Here is a 14373-nt window from a genome sequence, read left to right as displayed (position 1 = left end):
ACAGCCCGCCCGGGCTGATCAGTCCTGGGACAAAATGGAGGGGAATTCCTCATGGCGGCTATGAAACCACGCACCGGAGACGGCCCAATGGAAGTCACCAAGGAGGGCCGCAGCCTGATCATGCGCGTCCCGCTCGAAGGCGGCGGGCGCCTGGTGGTCGAGCTGAACGCTGCTGAGGCAGCCAATCTCAAGGAATGCCTCGTCGGCGTTACCGAATAATCGCAAAGGGCAGGGTCCGCAGCCGGCTGGCTGCGGACCCTGCCCTTTTCACGTCGCTACTTCTTGACTGCTACCAGGAGGCCATCGCCGGTGGGAAGCATAGCGGACGAAAGCCTCTCGTCGTCGCGGATTGCCCTGCCCACCTGGCGCAGGACGATGGTGTTCGCCTCACGCCCCGCCGGGTTGGCGACCTTGTCCTTGTCCAGGGCATCGTTGATGATCAGCAGCCCGGCGGGCTTCAGGAGCCGGATGGCCTGTTCCACATACCCGGGCAGGCCCGGCTTGTCGGCATCGATGAACACCAGGTCGTAGGCCCGGTCCGTCAACCGCGGGAGGACATCGCCTGCCCTGCCGGAGATGGTCCTGGTGCGGTTGGCGGGGCTCCCGGCCTCGGAAAAGGCCTCGCGGGCAGCCCTGAGGTGTTCAACGTCGATGTCAATGGTGGTCAGGACGGACTGGGAACCCAGGCCGCGAAGCAGGCACACTCCGGAAACCCCGGCGCCGGTTCCGATCTCTACTGCGGTCTGCGCTTTGGAGGAGGCAGCCAGCACGGTGAGGACTGCTCCCACTCCCGGTCCGACCGGCGTGACGCCCAGTTCGAAGGAACGCTCCCGGGCCCGAAGCATGACCTCATCCTCAGCAGGCAGATCTTCTGCATAGGACCAGCTGGTGGACTTGTCGGCGCTCATGGGTATTCGCTTTCTGGGCGGCAGGGGAATGTCCTCTACAGCCTACTGTGTCCGGTGGCAGCGGCAGCGGAGGCGGGCTGTTGCGCCCATGGCTGAACTTTCCCGCAATCAGGAAATTCCCAGACAAGTTTGAAATGATTAATATCCGCTCATCCAAAAGGTGACCGGCGCCGAATCAGAGATGTCAACAGTATCCGGGCGTTAGCATTTCACGAGGGGAGTGGACGATGTCATCTTCAGTTGTGGCACCTGTCCCTGCAGCACATCATCCTGAGGCTGAGTGGGTCCGGCCCACCTGGGAAGAAGTGGTTACCAACCACTCGGCAAAAGTGTACCGGCTGGCGTACCGCCTGACGGGCAACAAGTACGACGCCGAAGACCTCACGCAGGAGGTGTTTGTCCGCGTCTTCCGCTCACTGGAAAACTTCAAGCCGGGCACGCTCGATGGCTGGCTGCACCGCATCACCACCAACCTTTTCCTGGACCAGGCACGCCGGAAAACCCGCATTCGGTTCGATGCCCTTGCCGAGGACGCAGAATCGCGGCTTCCGGGGCGCGAGCCCGGGCCGGAGCAGAGCTTCGAGTTCAACAACCTCGATCTCGATGTCCAGGCCGCGTTGGAGGAACTCCCGCCGGACTTCCGCGCCGCCGTCGTCCTGTGTGACCTTGAAGGCCTGTCCTACGACGAAGTGGCGGAGGCGCTGGGCGTCAAGCTTGGCACTGTGCGCTCCCGGATCCACCGTGGCCGGACGATGCTTCGGGAGAAGCTTGCCCACAGAGACCCCCGGCCCCAGCATGCGCGCCGCAAGCTGTCCATGCCGCGCATCGCCGGCATCCTCTGAACGGCGCATGAGGTCCCGGTCTCCATTCGGAAGCAGGCATCAGCGTACCCGCAGCCACCTTCAGTCCTGCCACGAATGCTCATCAGCCATGCGGCGGGAACGCCAGTACCTGGAGCGCCTTCGCGATGCCCCCATCCCTCCCGCCAGTGATGACCTGACAGCCCGGCTGCTGGCCCGGACTCAGGAACTCGCTGAGGTCCAAGCGGGTGGAGCAGCCCGGCCGGCCGCGCCCCGAAATCCTGTCCGGGTCCTGGCCTTGGCGGCGGGAGGCAGCACGGCCGCTGCGGCCGTGCTGGCAGTCGGTGCTTTTGCTGCAGCCGGGGAGCCTCCGGCCGGGGAGGTGGCGGGAAGCCCCGCGGCATTCTCCCAGGTTTCCTCCAAAACGCCGGCGGACGGCAGGTCCCTGGATGCCGGGCAGCTTGCCCGGCTGCGCTCCGAAGGCTGGGCCTGTCCGGAACTCGAAGCGATGGGATTCCGCCTCGAGTCGGCAAAGGCCGTGATGCAGGACGGCCGGCCGGCCGTTGAGCTGCGGCTGACTGATGGCACCCACTACGCCACCGTGACCGAACAACGCCTTGCGTTCCCCGGCGGCGGCGGGAACTCCGACGCCGGGCAGGCAGCCCCGGGAGCGGGGGAGTCCGGCCCGGCCGGCGGCACTTTGCGCGTGCTGCAGTCATCCCCGTGGTCCGCGACGTACAGGACACCGGGCCACAGTTTCGCCTACGAGTCCGATCTGCCGGCCGAGCGGGCCGATGACGCCGTGCCCATCCTGCAGCACCTCGGGACCAGGGCTGACGAAGGTATCGCTGCCGGACTGGCTCCCTCCCCGCCGGCAGAAGGGGAGGCCCTCATGAGCCGGCTGCAGCGCGGGGCCCACCGGATCGTCGCCTTTTTCACCCCGCAGGATGAACAGTTGTCCCGGCCCCCGGGTTGAAATCGTCAGTGGCAGCCCGGAGAGGGTAATCTTCCTAAAGTGTTTGGAATCAACGGCCCGGAGTTCTTTCTTCTGCTGATCATTGGCGTTCTGGTGATCGGCCCCCAGAGGCTGCCCGAATACACCCAGAAGCTGGCCAACCTGGTCAAGGAAGTCCGCCGCATGGCCTCCGGGGCCCGCGAGCAGATCAAGGAAGAAGTCGGCATCGACATTGATGATGTCGACTGGAAGAAATACGATCCCCGCCAGTACGATCCGAGGCGCATCATCAAGGAAGCGCTTCTCGACGACGATTCCAAGCCGGTCAGCGCAGGTGCCCCGGCCGCCGTCGCAGCCGTCTCGGGAGCCGCTGCTGTGGCAGCTGATGCAGCACCGAAGCGGCCGGAGCGAGTGCTCCAGTCATTGCCGCCCGGCGAGGCTGCACCCTTCGACACCGAAGCTACCTAGGCGCTTCCGCGCACAGCAGCTCTTCTCAGCGCGGCTGAAGACCGAGTTTCAGGCCCACGAGGCCCCGCGGCTTTGCTGCCAGCTGTCCCGCGATCCCGGACAGTGCCGCCGCCGCAGGGGTTCCGGACTGGCCGAGGACTATGGGCACGCCCGTATCCCCGCCTTCCCGCAGCTGGATATCCAGCGGAATCTGGCCCAGCAGCGGTACTTCTGCCCCAACCGTCGCAGTCAGCCGTTCGGCGAGGACCGAGCCGCCGCCGCTTCCAAACAATTCCATCCTGCCGCCGTCGGGCATTTCCAGGTAGGACATGTTCTCAATGACGCCCGCCACTTTCTGGCCGGTCTGGGTGGCGATGGCGCCGGCGCGCTCGGCGACGTCGGCAGCAGCAGCCTGCGGTGTGGTGACCACCAGGATTTCCGCTTTGGGCAGCAGCTGGGCCACGGAGATGGCGATGTCCCCGGTGCCGGGCGGCAGGTCCAGGAACAGGGCATCGAGGTCGCCGAAGTAAACATCAGTCAGGAACTGTTCTAGGGCACGGTGCAGCATGGGCCCGCGCCACGCCACCGGCTGGTTCCCGCTGACAAACATCCCGATGGAAATCACCTTCACGCCGTAAGCCACCGGCGGAAGGATCATGTCATCCACCCGGGTAGGGGCCTGCGTGATGCCCATCAGGCCGGGCACTGAGAAGCCGTAAACGTCAGCATCCACGATGCCCACACGGAGGCCCTGGGCGGCCAGGGCGCAGGCAAGGTTGACGGTGACGGAGGACTTTCCCACGCCGCCCTTGCCGCTGGCCACGGCGTAGACCTTGGTGAGGGAGTTGGGCTCGTTGAACGGAATGCCGCGCTGGCCGCCGGCACCGCGGAGCAGCTCCTTGAGGGCATCACGCTGCTCCTGCGTCATCACCTTCAGGTCGACGTCGACGGCGGCCACCCCCGGAACGGCCAGCAGCGCCTTCGTGGCATCAGAGGTAATGGTATCCCTGAGGGGACAGCCGGAAATGGTGAGCAGGACAACCAGCCTGACGCTGCCGTCGTCGGAGATGTCAACGGAATCCACCATGCCCAGTTCAGTGATAGGGCGGCGGAGTTCGGGGTCCATGACGGTGGCCAGGGCAGCGTTCACTGCCTCAGCCAACGCGGCGTTGGCAACGGGTTCGCTCATTAACGGTCCTGGGTGGAGTGGCCGGGCTTAAGCCGGGGAATCTGTTGGGTGCGGGGATTCCGCTGCCGGTCACGCTGTTCCTTGAGCTTTTCCCGCACCTTGTCGCGGGGGGACTCGTGTTGCCCCTGCCCGGAAGGATCATGGGTGCGGAGCTCCTCCTGGGCTTCCAGCATGTCCTCGAGCAGCGAACGCAGCTCGGCACGGACGTAATCGCGGGTGGCAACTTCGCGCAGCGCAATCCGGAGGGACGCGAGCTCGCGGGTCAGGTACTCAGTGTCCGACAGGTTACGCTCGGCGCGCTGGCGGTCCTGCTGGAGGGAAACGCGGTCGCGGTCGTCCTGGCGGTTCTGCGCCAGCAGCAGCAGGGGAGCGGCATAGGAAGCCTGCAGGGACAGCATCAGGGTCAGCAGGGTAAAACCGAGGGCGCGCGAATCGAACTGCCATTCCAAGGGCGCCCACGTGTTCCACGCCAGCCAGACGACGACGAAAACCGTCATGTAGACGAGGAACTGCGGCGTGCCCATGAAGCGGGCAAACCCCTCGGTGGCATGGCCGAAGGCATCGGGGTCCGGGGAGAACTTGGGCAGGATCCGCTGGCGGCCGCTGAGCGGTGTGTCCAGGCTGCCCTTTCCTGCCGTCTTGGCGGGCATCCGCTGGTTGGGGTTCTTCGGGGCGCTGCTGTCAGCCAATACGGCCACCAAGCCTTCTTATCGGGGCTTCGCCATCATGGGCGCGCCAGTCATCCGGCAACAGATGATCCAAAACGTCATCAACAGTCACCGCCCCCACAAGCCGGCCGGCGTCATTGACCACGGGGAGGGAATTCAGGTTGTAGGTTGCCAGGGTCCGCGCCACTTCGCTGATGTGGGCCTGGTCTGACAACGGCTCAAGGTTCTTGTCCACCAGGTTGCCGAGCGGCTCAAACGGCGGGAACCGGAGCAGCTGCTGGATGTGGACCACGCCCAGGAAGCGGCCGGTCGGGGTCTCGAGCGGAGGCCTGGCGATGAAGATGGAGGAGGCGAGGGCCGGGGAAAGCTCCTCACGGCGCACGTGCGCCAGGGCTTCGGCCACCGTGGCTTCAGGAGGGAGGATGACCGGTACCGGGGTCATGAGCCCGCCCGCGGTGTCCTCGTCGTATTCCAGCAGGCGCCGGACGTCCTCTGCGCCCTCCGGCTCCATCAGCTGCAGAAGCTCTTCCGCCTGGGCAGAGGGCAGCTCGCCGAGGAGGTCGGCTGCGTCGTCGGGGTCCATTTCCTCCAGCACGTCGGCGGCGCGCTGCACGTCCAGTGCGGAGAGGATCTCCACCTGGTCGTCCTCCGGGAGCTCCTGGAGGACGTCGGCCAGGCGCTCGTCCTGGAGCTCGCTCGCCACCTCGAAACGGCGCTTATCGCTCATTTCCTGCAGGGCCTCGGCGAAGTCCGCAGGCTTGAGGTCCTCATGGTTGGCCACGAACTGGGTGGCGGCCTGCGGCTCGGTACGGGGGCCCTGCAGGGCGTCGGCCCAGTCGATAATCAGGGTTTCATTGCGGCGCAGGCGGCTGAGCGGGGAGAGGGAGTGGCCCCGCCGGACGAAGAGCTTGCTGACGAACCAGTCGCGGGAGCGGTGCTGGTCCATGGCAATGTCTTCGATGGTGGCATCGCCGCTGCCATCCCGGAGGGTGACGCGACGATCGAACATTTCCGCCACCACCAGGGTTTCAGCGCCGCGCTGTTCAAAACGGCGCAGGTTGACCAGCCCGGTGCAGATGATCTGGGTCTGGTCGATGGAGGTGATCCGGGTCATGGGCACGAAGACCCGTTTTTTCCCGGGAACTTCGACGACGATGCCCACCACGTGCGGCGCGCCCTGGGTTCCGCGGGACAACACAACAACATCGCGCAGCCGGCCCAGCCGGTCACCCAGCGGGTCGAAGACGTCGAGGCCCAAAAGGCGCGCCACGAAGACGCGGGTAGGAGTTGTGCTCACTCCTACAGGCTACCGAGTCTGCTCTCTTTTAGCTGAATTTACAGGCAGCACACATGCGCATGGGCAAGAATGGGACTATGGCAAACATATTTGGTGCTCCCAAGGCCGGCGGGCCCGGCGGAATGGATGAAGCCCGGGCCGTTCCCACCGGCGATACCGTGGGTTCCTACACCTCCTACCTGGATGCCCAGAAGGCCGTGGACTACCTTGCGGACCAGCAGTTCCCCGTCCACATGGTGTCCATCGTGGGCAACGAGCTGAAGATGGTGGAACGGGTAACGGGGCGCCTGAGCTACCCCCGGGTGGCACTCTCCGGGGCGTTGAGCGGCATGTGGTTCGGCCTTTTCGTGGGCGTCATGCTGTCCTTCTTTGCGCCGTCGCCAGGGTATTTTTCGATTCTTACGTCGGTGCTGATGGGTGCGGCGTTCTTCATGTTGTTCGGGATCGTCACCTATGCAATGCAGCGGGGCAAGCGGGACTTCACGTCCACGAGCCAGGTGGTGGCCACAAGTTACGACGTCGTGGTGTCGCCGGAAGCGGCCCATGAGGCGCGGCGGCTCCTCCAGCAGCTGCCCATGACGCGCTCTGATGCGGCTGCCGGCGGTGGTCCCTACACCCAGCGCGACTACACCAGCCAGCCTTACCAGCAGAACCAGCCGCAGCAGCCGCACCAGCAGCCGGGCCAGGGTCCTGCCCGTCCATCAGGCTGGAATGATCCCTACGGCCAGCAGTCATCCGGCTCATCCGTCCAGGAAAACCCGGGCCATGACACGTCGGGCGGGCAGGCAGCTGCCGTCCAGGAGCCCCCGGCTCCCGTCCGCACCGTCCGATACCCGGACCTGCCGGACGGCCGGCCGCAGTACGGTGTCCGCCTTCCGCAGGGTCCTGCCGCTGACGCCGGCCAGCCCCAGGACGGGGAGCAGGGCCAGCACGGGCCGCGGCCGGACGGGCCGCAGGACACCAATGAACAGCAGCACCCTGGCGACTCACGGCAGTAGCCGTCGACGCAAAACCATGAAAAAGCGGGGCTGCCGGAAATTTTTCCGGCAGCCCCGCTTTTTTATCCTGCAACCGGTTGTCCCGGGTTCTTGACGCGTAGCGGAGCTTCCCCGGGTACCGGCCTACGCTTCGGTGGCCGCCTCGGCTTCGCGGTAGATGCCTGCCATCCAGTCCTCGACGTCCGCAGCTTTGCGGGGCAGGGCGGCGCTCAGGTTGACCGGGCCGCCGGCCGTCATCAGGATGTCGTCTTCAATCCTCACGCCGATCCCGCGGTATTCCTCCGGAATCGCCAGATCCTCGTTCTTGAAGTACAGGCCCGGCTCGATGGTGAACACCATGCCTTCAGTGAGGATGCCGTCCAGGTACAGCTCGCGCTTGGCCTGGGCGCAGTCGTGGACATCCAGTCCGAGGTGGTGGCTTGTGCCGTGTGGCATCCAGCGCCGGTGCTGCTGGCCTTCGGGGCTGATGGCTTCCTCCACCGTGACGGGGAGCAGACCCCACTCGGCAAGGCGTTCGGCCAGGACGGTGGTGGCTGCCGTGTGGATATCACGGAATTTGGCGCCGGGCTGTGCAGCGGCGAAACCGGCATCGGCAGCGTCCAGCACTGCTTCGTAAACCTTCCGCTGGACATCGCTGAACACGCCGCTGGCCGGAAGCGTGCGGGTGATGTCCGCTGTGTACAGGGAATCCGCTTCCACGCCGGCGTCCAGCAGGAGGAGCTCACCGGCATGGATCCTGCCGGTGTTGCGGGTCCAGTGGAGCACGGTGGCGTTGTTGCCGGACGCGGCGATGGTGTCGTAGCCCAGCTCGTTGCCCACCTCGCGTGCACGGGCAAAAAACGCGCCTTCCACCACGCGTTCGCCGCGGGCATGCGTCAGTGCCCGGGGGAGGGCCTTTACAACCTCTTCGAAACCTTCCACGGTGGCGGCGACTGCGAGCTTCATCTGCTCGATTTCCCACTCATCCTTGAGCAGGCGCAGCTCGGAGAGGGCTTCGCTGATTTTTTCGTCGAGGGCATCCAGCACGTCGAGGTCCAGGTTCTCGGGATCCTTGGCGGTGTTGTAGCGGGCGGTGTCCACCAGGGCGTCGATGTTCTCATCCACCTTGCGGACCAGGCGGATGGAGATGCCGCCGATTTCCGGAGCACCCACGTCCTTGGTGATGGCTGTCTCCAGCTGGTCGATATGGGCTGTCGCCAAACCCAGGCGGGCCTCGAACTCAGCCAGGGTGGGACGGGCGCCGATCCAGAACTCACCCGCCCGGGAGTCGGCGTAGAACTGCTCCGTGTCCCTTCCGGCGAGGGGCCGGAAGTAGAGCGTGGCGTGGTGGTGCCCGCCGTCGTCGCCCTTTCCTTCCGCTGCAGGTTCCAGAATCAGGACGGCGTCCGGCTCGTGGTCAAGTCCGAGCCCGGTGAGGTGCGCGAAGCCGGAGTGCGGGCGGAAGCGGTAGTCGCAGTCGTTGGAGCGGACCTTCAGCGGACCGGCAGGGATCACAAGGCGTTCGCCTTTGAACTGTTCGGAGATGGCCTTGCGCCGGGTCGCGGCGTGGCCGGCCACGGCGTCGCGTGCCGGGAGTTCCTGGTGGGAGGGCGCCCAGTTGCTGGCCATGAAGGCCTTGAATGCGTCTGAACTGGGGCGCTGGGAGCGGTTGTTGACGCGCTGGTCCAGGGGCTGGGAAGCAGATTCTTGGGAGTTTTCGGCATCGTTCACGGCACCATCGTCTCACCAGCTCCGCGGCTATGCGAACAGGGCGGGCACCGGCCCCACTGCGTCCGCTGCGCACGCCGGCCGATGAGAGTTGCGGCCGGGCATACGCGGGGTGAATGCATGGTCAACTAGGCTGGACAGGTGAGGATTGACCTGCATGCCCACTCCAATGTCTCCGACGGCACCGAGAACCCGGCCGGCGTCATGGCGTCCGCTGCCCGCGCCGGACTGGACGTCGTAGCGCTGACGGACCACGACTCGACGGCCGGCTGGGACGAGGCGTCCACGGCAGCGGTTGAGCACGGAGTCGCCCTGGTTCCGGGGATGGAGGTTTCCTGCCGAACGGAGGAGGGCATCAGCGTCCACCTCCTGAGCTACCTGCACGACCCAGGCCACCCCGGCCTTCTTGAGGAAATCACGAAGGCCAAGGATGCGCGCCATACCCGTGCCGAACGGATGGTGACCCTCCTCGCCGAGGACTACCCGCTCACCTGGGACGACGTCATCCACCATGTAGCCCCCGGCGCTACGCTCGGCCGGCCCCACATCGCGGACGCCCTTGTGGCCGCCGGCGTCGTGGAGGACCGCTCAGAGGCTTTTGCCTCCATCCTCACGTCCCGGTCGCGCTACTTTATCCAGCACTACGCACCAGCCCCGGCCCTCGCCGTCGAACTGGTCCGTGCCGCCGGCGGGGTCCCTGTCTTTGCCCACCCCGTGGCGTCCTCCCGGGGCAGGATTGTGGGCGAGCGGGTGTACCAGGAGATGATCGACGCCGGCCTTGCGGGCCTGGAGATCAACCATCGTGACAATCCGGAGGAGGGGCGCGATTTCCTGCGGCGGCTCGCGGGCCGGCACGACCTGCTGATCACCGGATCATCGGACTATCACGGCACCGGCAAACCCAACCTGCTGGGGGAGAACCTCACCGCCCCGGACGTCCTTGCCCGGATCGAGGAACTGGGGACCGGGACCGCCGTCGTCCGTCCCTAGCGGACCGCCCTCCTGCCTAGCCTGTCGGGAAGGAAGTGAACTCAGCGTGGGCGCCCAGGCGTTTGGCCATGACGTCGATAGCGGGCTGGTTCTGGTCCACGCACACGAACTTCCGGTCCATCTTGGCGGCCACCGCGCCGAGGGTTCCTGAACCGGCAAAGAAGTCCAGGCACCAGTCGCCGGGCCGGCTTGAGGCTGCTACCACCCGTCGCACCAGGCCCTCGGGCTTCTGCGTTGGGTAGCCTGTTTTTTCCTTGCCCGTAGGCGAGACGATGGTGTGCCACCAGACGTCCGTCGGCAGCTTGCCCAGCTCACGCTTGGCGGGCGTAACCAGGCCCGGTGCCATGTACGGCTCACGGTCCACCTCGGCGCTGTCAAAGTGGTACGTTGCCGGGTTCTTCACGTACACCAGGATGTTGTCGTGCTTCGTGGGCCAGCGGTTTTTGGCCCGGGCGCCGTAGTCGTAGGCCCAGATGATCTCGTTCAGGAAGCATTCCCGGCCAAAGATCGCATCCAGCATCACCTTGGCGTAGTGCACCTCGCGGTAGTCCAGGTGCAGGTACAGGGTGCCATTGTCCGCCAGCAGCCGCCACGCTTCCACCAGTCGCGGCTCCAGGAAGGACCAGTAATCGCTGAACGCATCATCGTAGCGGTGGAGCGCCCCCTTGATCGTGTCGTAGGACCGCCCCTTGAAGCCGACGCGGTCACCCGTGCCGTCAGCGTTGGCTACCATGGTGGTCTGCTGGCGCCGCTGGGCCCGCCCGGTGTTGAACGGCGGGTCCACATAGATCAGTGTGAAGGCGCCGTCCGGCAGCGAGGGCAGGAAGTCCGCGTTGTCCGCGTGGACCACCAGGCTGCTGCCGTCCGGCGCCCAGACAGTGTCAGTCATGAAGGGTTTTAGGCCTCGGCGCTGCCCGGCTGTGCAGCCGTCTCGCCGCCGACCACTTCACCGTTCCGGCGCCGGGTGCGCGTGCGGGGGCGCCGCGTGCGCGACGGCTGCTCGGCCTCGGTTGCTGCGGGGGCGTCACCGGCACCGGCCGGGGCTGCGGCTGAATCGGGCGTACGACGGCGGCGCTCACCGGAGCGGCCAGCGGAGTCGCCGGTGCGCCCGCCGTCGCGCTTGGCGCCGCGGTCCCGGCTGTCCCGGTCCCGGCCGTCACGGTCGCGGGAACGTCCCGCGTCCCGGCCGGCGTCGCGGCCGCCGCGGGTGTTCTTCTTGCCGGTTTCGCCCAGGTCCTCGAGCACTTCTGCATCAACGCCTGCGAGGGTGCGCTTGTCGCGCGGCAGGCGGCCCTTGGTTCCCTCGGGAATGTCCAGGTCCTCATAGAGGTGCGGAGACGAGGAATAGGTCTCGATGGGCTCGGGGACGCTCAGGCCCAGGGCCTTATTGATCAGTCCCCACCGTGGCATGTCATCCCAGTCCACGAATGTGACGGCGGTGCCCTTGTTGCCGGCACGGCCGGTGCGGCCCACCCGGTGCAGGTAGATCTTCTCGTCTTCCACGCACTGGTAGTTGATGACGTGCGTGACGTCGTCAACGTCGATGCCGCGGGCGGCGACGTCGGTGGCCACGAGGACATCCACCTTGTTGTTGCGGAAGGCCCGGAGGGCCTGCTCGCGTGCGCCCTGTCCGAGGTCTCCGTGGATAGCGGCGGCTGCGAAACCGCGGTCCACGAGCTCCTCGGCAACCTTGGCGGCGGTCCGCTTGGTCTTGGTGAAGATGATGGTCCGGCCGCGGCCCCTGGCCTGGAGGATACGGGCCACAACCTCGATCTTGTCCATGCTGTGCGCCCGGTAGATCAGCTGCCGGATGTCACGCTTGGTGAGGCCCTCATCGTCGGGATCAGCAGCGCGGATGTGCGTGGGCTGGGTCATGTAGCGGCGTGCCATGGCAATGACCGGGCCGGGCATGGTCGCGGAGAACAGCAGGGTCTGGCGGACCGCCGGGGTTGCTGCGATCAGGGTTTCGACGTCGGGCAGGAAGCCGAGGTCAAGCATCTCGTCAGCCTCGTCCAGGATGACGATTTTGACGTTTTTCAGGCTCAGGTGCTTCTGCTTGTAGAGGTCGATGAGGCGCCCGGGGGTTCCCACTACAACCTCAACACCGTTTTTGAGGGCTTCCACCTGGGGCTCATACGCCCGGCCGCCGTAGATGGTGGCGATGCAGGCATTCCGCTTGCGCGATGCTGTCTGAAGGTCGTTGGCCACCTGCACCGCAAGTTCGCGGGTGGGGACGATGACCAGTGCCTGCGGCGCACCGGGGACTGCAAGCTTTTCGTAGCCGGGATCGTCCCGGCCCACGACGCGCTGGAGGGCCGGGATGCCGAAGCCCAGGGTCTTGCCGGTGCCGGTCTTGGCCTGGCCGATGATGTCGTGGCCGGACAGGGCAACCGGAAGGGTCATGGCCTGGATGGGGAAGGGATGGGTGATGCCGGCGTCAGCCAGGGACTCGACGATGTCGGCCCGCACGTTGAAGTCCGCGAAGGACTTTTCCTCAATCTCGTGCGGCTTCTCGTCGGAGATGATGGTTTCTTCAGGCTCAAGCGTTTCGGTGCCGGAGTCGTCCGTCAAAAGCTGGTGGGTATGCAATTCACTCACAGGGGAGTTTCCTTATTCATTTGGGCAATGGCGCTGCCTGCTCAACGGGGGCCGGCCGAAGGCCGTTCCGGAGCACGCTCGGGCGCGCAAGCAATTCCAGTGGAAGCCGATCGCGGGCTATCTAAAATGCTGGCACTGGTGACCAGCGGGTGTTTCTCAAGATCGCGTAGGGGCGGGCTTGTTGGTTTCAAATCAAGGAAATCAACGACCGGGCATCCATTTCTACCTCTTCAGTCTAGCCGCAAGGGAAAGGAAACCCGCTTTTGCCCGTGTTCCCGCCGGCGGGGCAGTGCAACGTTCCGGGTCAGGACCCCTGCGGGACCAGTTCGAAATGCACCTCGCGTGTGGCGATGTCCGAGGCCAGGAGACGCACCCGGACCTTGGTGCCGGCCTCCAGTTCACCGGCACAGCGGGCCGTGACTGCAGGTTCCGAAATCTGGATGATGCCGGAACCGCCGTTGCCGTTGCGGCCGTTGCCATTCCTGCTGTTGCTGCCGCCGTTCCCGTTGTCCTTTTGCGGCTTTGATCCGGAGATCACGATCGCGTCGAACTCCTGGCCGATGTGGTTGACCAGCAGCGCCGCTTCCACGGTGTCCAGGGCCATCCGCTCCATCCGGGACGCCAGCTGGTCCGAACCCGCCATGATGTCCGGAAGCGACGGCAGCGCATCACGCGCCCAGGCCGGTACCTCCCCGCCGTTGCACAATGCCTCGCAGATCACCAGCACAAAACGGTCCACCAGGCGGCGCAACGGGGCGGTGGTGTGGGCGTAGGCGGCACCGATGGCCGACTGCACGGCGTCCTCCGGCACGCTGCCGTCAAAAGCTGTATACGCGGCACCACGGAACAGCATTCCCGCCGAATGCATGATGGCCAGCTGGCGGGGATCGGTGGGGTCCAGGCTGCGGAGGTATTCCCCATAGCTCGTTTCGCCGTCCCAGGGCTTGCCGAGGGCCTCTGTCTGGAGCCGGAAGTGGTGCAGCGAACGCTCATCCGGGGAAGGCATGGTGCGCAGGATGCCGACCTTGCCGGCCAGCATAAGCTGCGCGGCGGCCATGCCGGTCATGAGCGATATCTGGGCGTTCCAGTCCTCCACCGGCAGCTGCGGTGCTGCGGCAATGCGGTAGCCGCCGTCGGGAAGCTGGACTATTTCCTGGTCCGGCATGTTGAGGCTCGCACCTTCCCGGGCGCGTTCCAGGTCCACGCGCTTGAGCCCAACCTCTTTGAGGAGGAGCAGCACAGCGGAAGGGCTGCCGTTGTCCAGTTCCGCCTGAACACCCTTGTAGCTGAGCTTGGCCCGGCTGCGCATCCGGGCCCGCCGGACCGATACGGCGGCGACTTCGGCACCGTCATCGAGGCGGAAGTCCCAGACGAAGGCGGAACAGTCCTGGTCCGGCAACAGGCTGCCTGCCCGCTCACTGATGACTTCCGGATGCAGCGGAATGCGGCCGTCGGGGGTGTAGAACGTTTGCCCGCGCCGCCGTGTTTCGGCGTCCAGCGGACCGCCGGGAGCAACAAAGGCCGGTACGTCGGCAATGGCGTACAGCACCCGGTAGCCGTTGCCGTCCCGCTCGATATGCAACGCCTGGTCCAGGTCGGTCGATGAGGCCGGGTCGATGGTGATGAATTCGACGTCCGTCAGGTCATGGGCCGGCAGCTCCAGCGCCGATACGGCGGCTTCGGCGTCCTGAATTGCCTCTTCCGGGTACTCACCCGGCAGCTCAAGTTCCGTCCGCAGGGCGCTCAGTGCCGCCTCGAGGGCATTGGTGTGCTCGTGGACATTGGGGGTCAGCCGATGATGTGACACGAAATTCAG

14 protein-coding genes are annotated in these 14373 nt (G+C 65.9%); 6 read left to right on the top strand and 8 right to left on the bottom strand.

Annotation, left to right across the window (positions count from 1 at the left end; all coding sequences use genetic code 11):
- The first annotated feature begins 51 nt into the window (after nt 1-51).
- On the top strand, nt 52-219 hold the full coding sequence (locus tag CXX84_RS01620) for a DUF3117 domain-containing protein (protein ID WP_009357720.1): 168 nt from the start codon (nt 52-54) through the stop codon (nt 217-219).
- A 56-nt stretch (nt 220-275) separates the two neighbouring features.
- Here the strand turns inward: CXX84_RS01620 and CXX84_RS01615 are convergent, their stop codons facing one another.
- Nucleotides 276-908, bottom strand: coding sequence for an O-methyltransferase (locus tag CXX84_RS01615; RefSeq protein WP_102974980.1), 633 nt, complete (start codon nt 906-908; stop codon nt 276-278).
- A gap of 227 nt (nt 909-1135) precedes the next feature.
- Between CXX84_RS01615 and sigE the strand changes: the two genes are divergently transcribed.
- From sigE to CXX84_RS01600, 3 genes are all read left to right on the top strand, one after another.
- Nucleotides 1136-1750, top strand: a complete 615-nt coding sequence (gene sigE, locus CXX84_RS01610; protein WP_102974979.1) for an RNA polymerase sigma factor SigE — start codon at nt 1136-1138, stop codon at nt 1748-1750.
- Between the two features lie 88 nt (nt 1751-1838).
- The gene (locus CXX84_RS01605) at nt 1839-2684 is read left to right on the top strand and encodes an anti-sigma factor (RefSeq protein ID WP_102974978.1); all 846 of its coding nucleotides are present in this window, start codon (nt 1839-1841) and stop codon (nt 2682-2684) included.
- A 39-nt stretch (nt 2685-2723) separates the two neighbouring features.
- A complete protein-coding gene (locus tag CXX84_RS01600; protein WP_102974977.1) occupies nt 2724-3131 on the top strand; it encodes a Sec-independent protein translocase TatB in 408 nt (135 codons plus the stop codon).
- Nucleotides 3132-3156: 25 nt separating this feature from the next.
- Here CXX84_RS01600 and CXX84_RS01595 read toward each other — a convergent pair whose 3' ends face one another.
- From CXX84_RS01595 to CXX84_RS01585, 3 genes are read right to left on the bottom strand one after another with little or no spacing between them, the layout of a single operon-like run.
- Complete coding sequence (locus CXX84_RS01595; protein WP_102974976.1) at nt 3157-4299, bottom strand: Mrp/NBP35 family ATP-binding protein; 1143 nt, start codon at nt 4297-4299, stop codon at nt 3157-3159.
- Complete coding sequence (locus tag CXX84_RS01590) at nt 4299-4949, bottom strand: DUF1003 domain-containing protein (RefSeq protein WP_102975336.1); 651 nt, start codon at nt 4947-4949, stop codon at nt 4299-4301. Before CXX84_RS01590 ends, CXX84_RS01595 begins: the two co-directional genes overlap by 1 nt.
- A gap of 31 nt (nt 4950-4980) precedes the next feature.
- Nucleotides 4981-6264 (bottom strand): magnesium transporter MgtE N-terminal domain-containing protein, encoded by a 1284-nt coding sequence (locus tag CXX84_RS01585; protein WP_066277496.1) that lies wholly within the window; start codon nt 6262-6264, stop codon nt 4981-4983.
- A 77-nt stretch (nt 6265-6341) separates the two neighbouring features.
- Between CXX84_RS01585 and CXX84_RS01580 the strand changes: the two genes are divergently transcribed.
- Nucleotides 6342-7262 (top strand): general stress protein, encoded by a 921-nt coding sequence (locus tag CXX84_RS01580; protein WP_102974975.1) that lies wholly within the window; start codon nt 6342-6344, stop codon nt 7260-7262.
- A 123-nt stretch (nt 7263-7385) separates the two neighbouring features.
- Here the strand turns inward: CXX84_RS01580 and CXX84_RS01575 are convergent, their stop codons facing one another.
- Nucleotides 7386-8972 carry an aminopeptidase P family protein gene (locus CXX84_RS01575; RefSeq protein WP_102974974.1) on the bottom strand — a complete coding sequence of 529 codons (1587 nt, stop codon included), beginning with the start codon at nt 8970-8972 and terminating at the stop codon, nt 7386-7388.
- Nucleotides 8973-9110: 138 nt separating this feature from the next.
- Between CXX84_RS01575 and CXX84_RS01570 the strand changes: the two genes are divergently transcribed.
- A complete protein-coding gene (locus CXX84_RS01570) occupies nt 9111-9959 on the top strand; it encodes a PHP domain-containing protein (RefSeq protein ID WP_102974973.1) in 849 nt (282 codons plus the stop codon).
- Nucleotides 9960-9975: 16 nt separating this feature from the next.
- Here the strand turns inward: CXX84_RS01570 and CXX84_RS01565 are convergent, their stop codons facing one another.
- The 3 genes from CXX84_RS01565 to CXX84_RS01555 all read right to left on the bottom strand — a co-directional run bounded on the left by CXX84_RS01565 (nt 9976) and on the right by CXX84_RS01555 (nt 14364).
- On the bottom strand, nt 9976-10848 hold the full coding sequence (locus CXX84_RS01565) for a DNA-methyltransferase (protein ID WP_102974972.1): 873 nt from the start codon (nt 10846-10848) through the stop codon (nt 9976-9978).
- An 8-nt stretch (nt 10849-10856) separates the two neighbouring features.
- The gene (locus CXX84_RS01560; protein ID WP_102974971.1) at nt 10857-12557 is read right to left on the bottom strand and encodes a DEAD/DEAH box helicase; all 1701 of its coding nucleotides are present in this window, start codon (nt 12555-12557) and stop codon (nt 10857-10859) included.
- A gap of 304 nt (nt 12558-12861) precedes the next feature.
- Nucleotides 12862-14364, bottom strand: a complete 1503-nt coding sequence (locus tag CXX84_RS01555) for an RNB domain-containing ribonuclease (protein WP_102974970.1) — start codon at nt 14362-14364, stop codon at nt 12862-12864.
- Nucleotides 14365-14373: the final 9 nt, after the last annotated feature.

Source organism: Arthrobacter sp. AFG7.2 (assembly GCF_002892835.1).
Lineage (GTDB): Bacteria > Actinomycetota > Actinomycetes > Actinomycetales > Micrococcaceae > Arthrobacter.
This window is presented reverse-complemented; position numbering and strand designations above follow the sequence as displayed.

Excerpts from the sequence above, each read along its gene's own strand:
- CXX84_RS01620 (WP_009357720.1), top strand. The coding sequence starts at position 52 with ATGGCGGCTATGAAACCACGCACCGGAGACGGCCCAATGGAAGTCACC.
- CXX84_RS01615 (WP_102974980.1), bottom strand. The coding sequence starts at position 908 with ATGAGCGCCGACAAGTCCACCAGCTGGTCCTATGCAGAAGATCTGCCT.
- sigE (WP_102974979.1), top strand. The coding sequence starts at position 1,136 with ATGTCATCTTCAGTTGTGGCACCTGTCCCTGCAGCACATCATCCTGAG.
- CXX84_RS01605 (WP_102974978.1), top strand. The coding sequence starts at position 1,839 with ATGCGGCGGGAACGCCAGTACCTGGAGCGCCTTCGCGATGCCCCCATC.
- CXX84_RS01595 (WP_102974976.1), bottom strand. The coding sequence starts at position 4,299 with ATGAGCGAACCCGTTGCCAACGCCGCGTTGGCTGAGGCAGTGAACGCT.
- CXX84_RS01590 (WP_102975336.1), bottom strand. The coding sequence starts at position 4,949 with ATGCCCGCCAAGACGGCAGGAAAGGGCAGCCTGGACACACCGCTCAGC.
- CXX84_RS01580 (WP_102974975.1), top strand. The coding sequence starts at position 6,342 with ATGGCAAACATATTTGGTGCTCCCAAGGCCGGCGGGCCCGGCGGAATG.
- CXX84_RS01565 (WP_102974972.1), bottom strand. The coding sequence starts at position 10,848 with ATGACTGACACTGTCTGGGCGCCGGACGGCAGCAGCCTGGTGGTCCAC.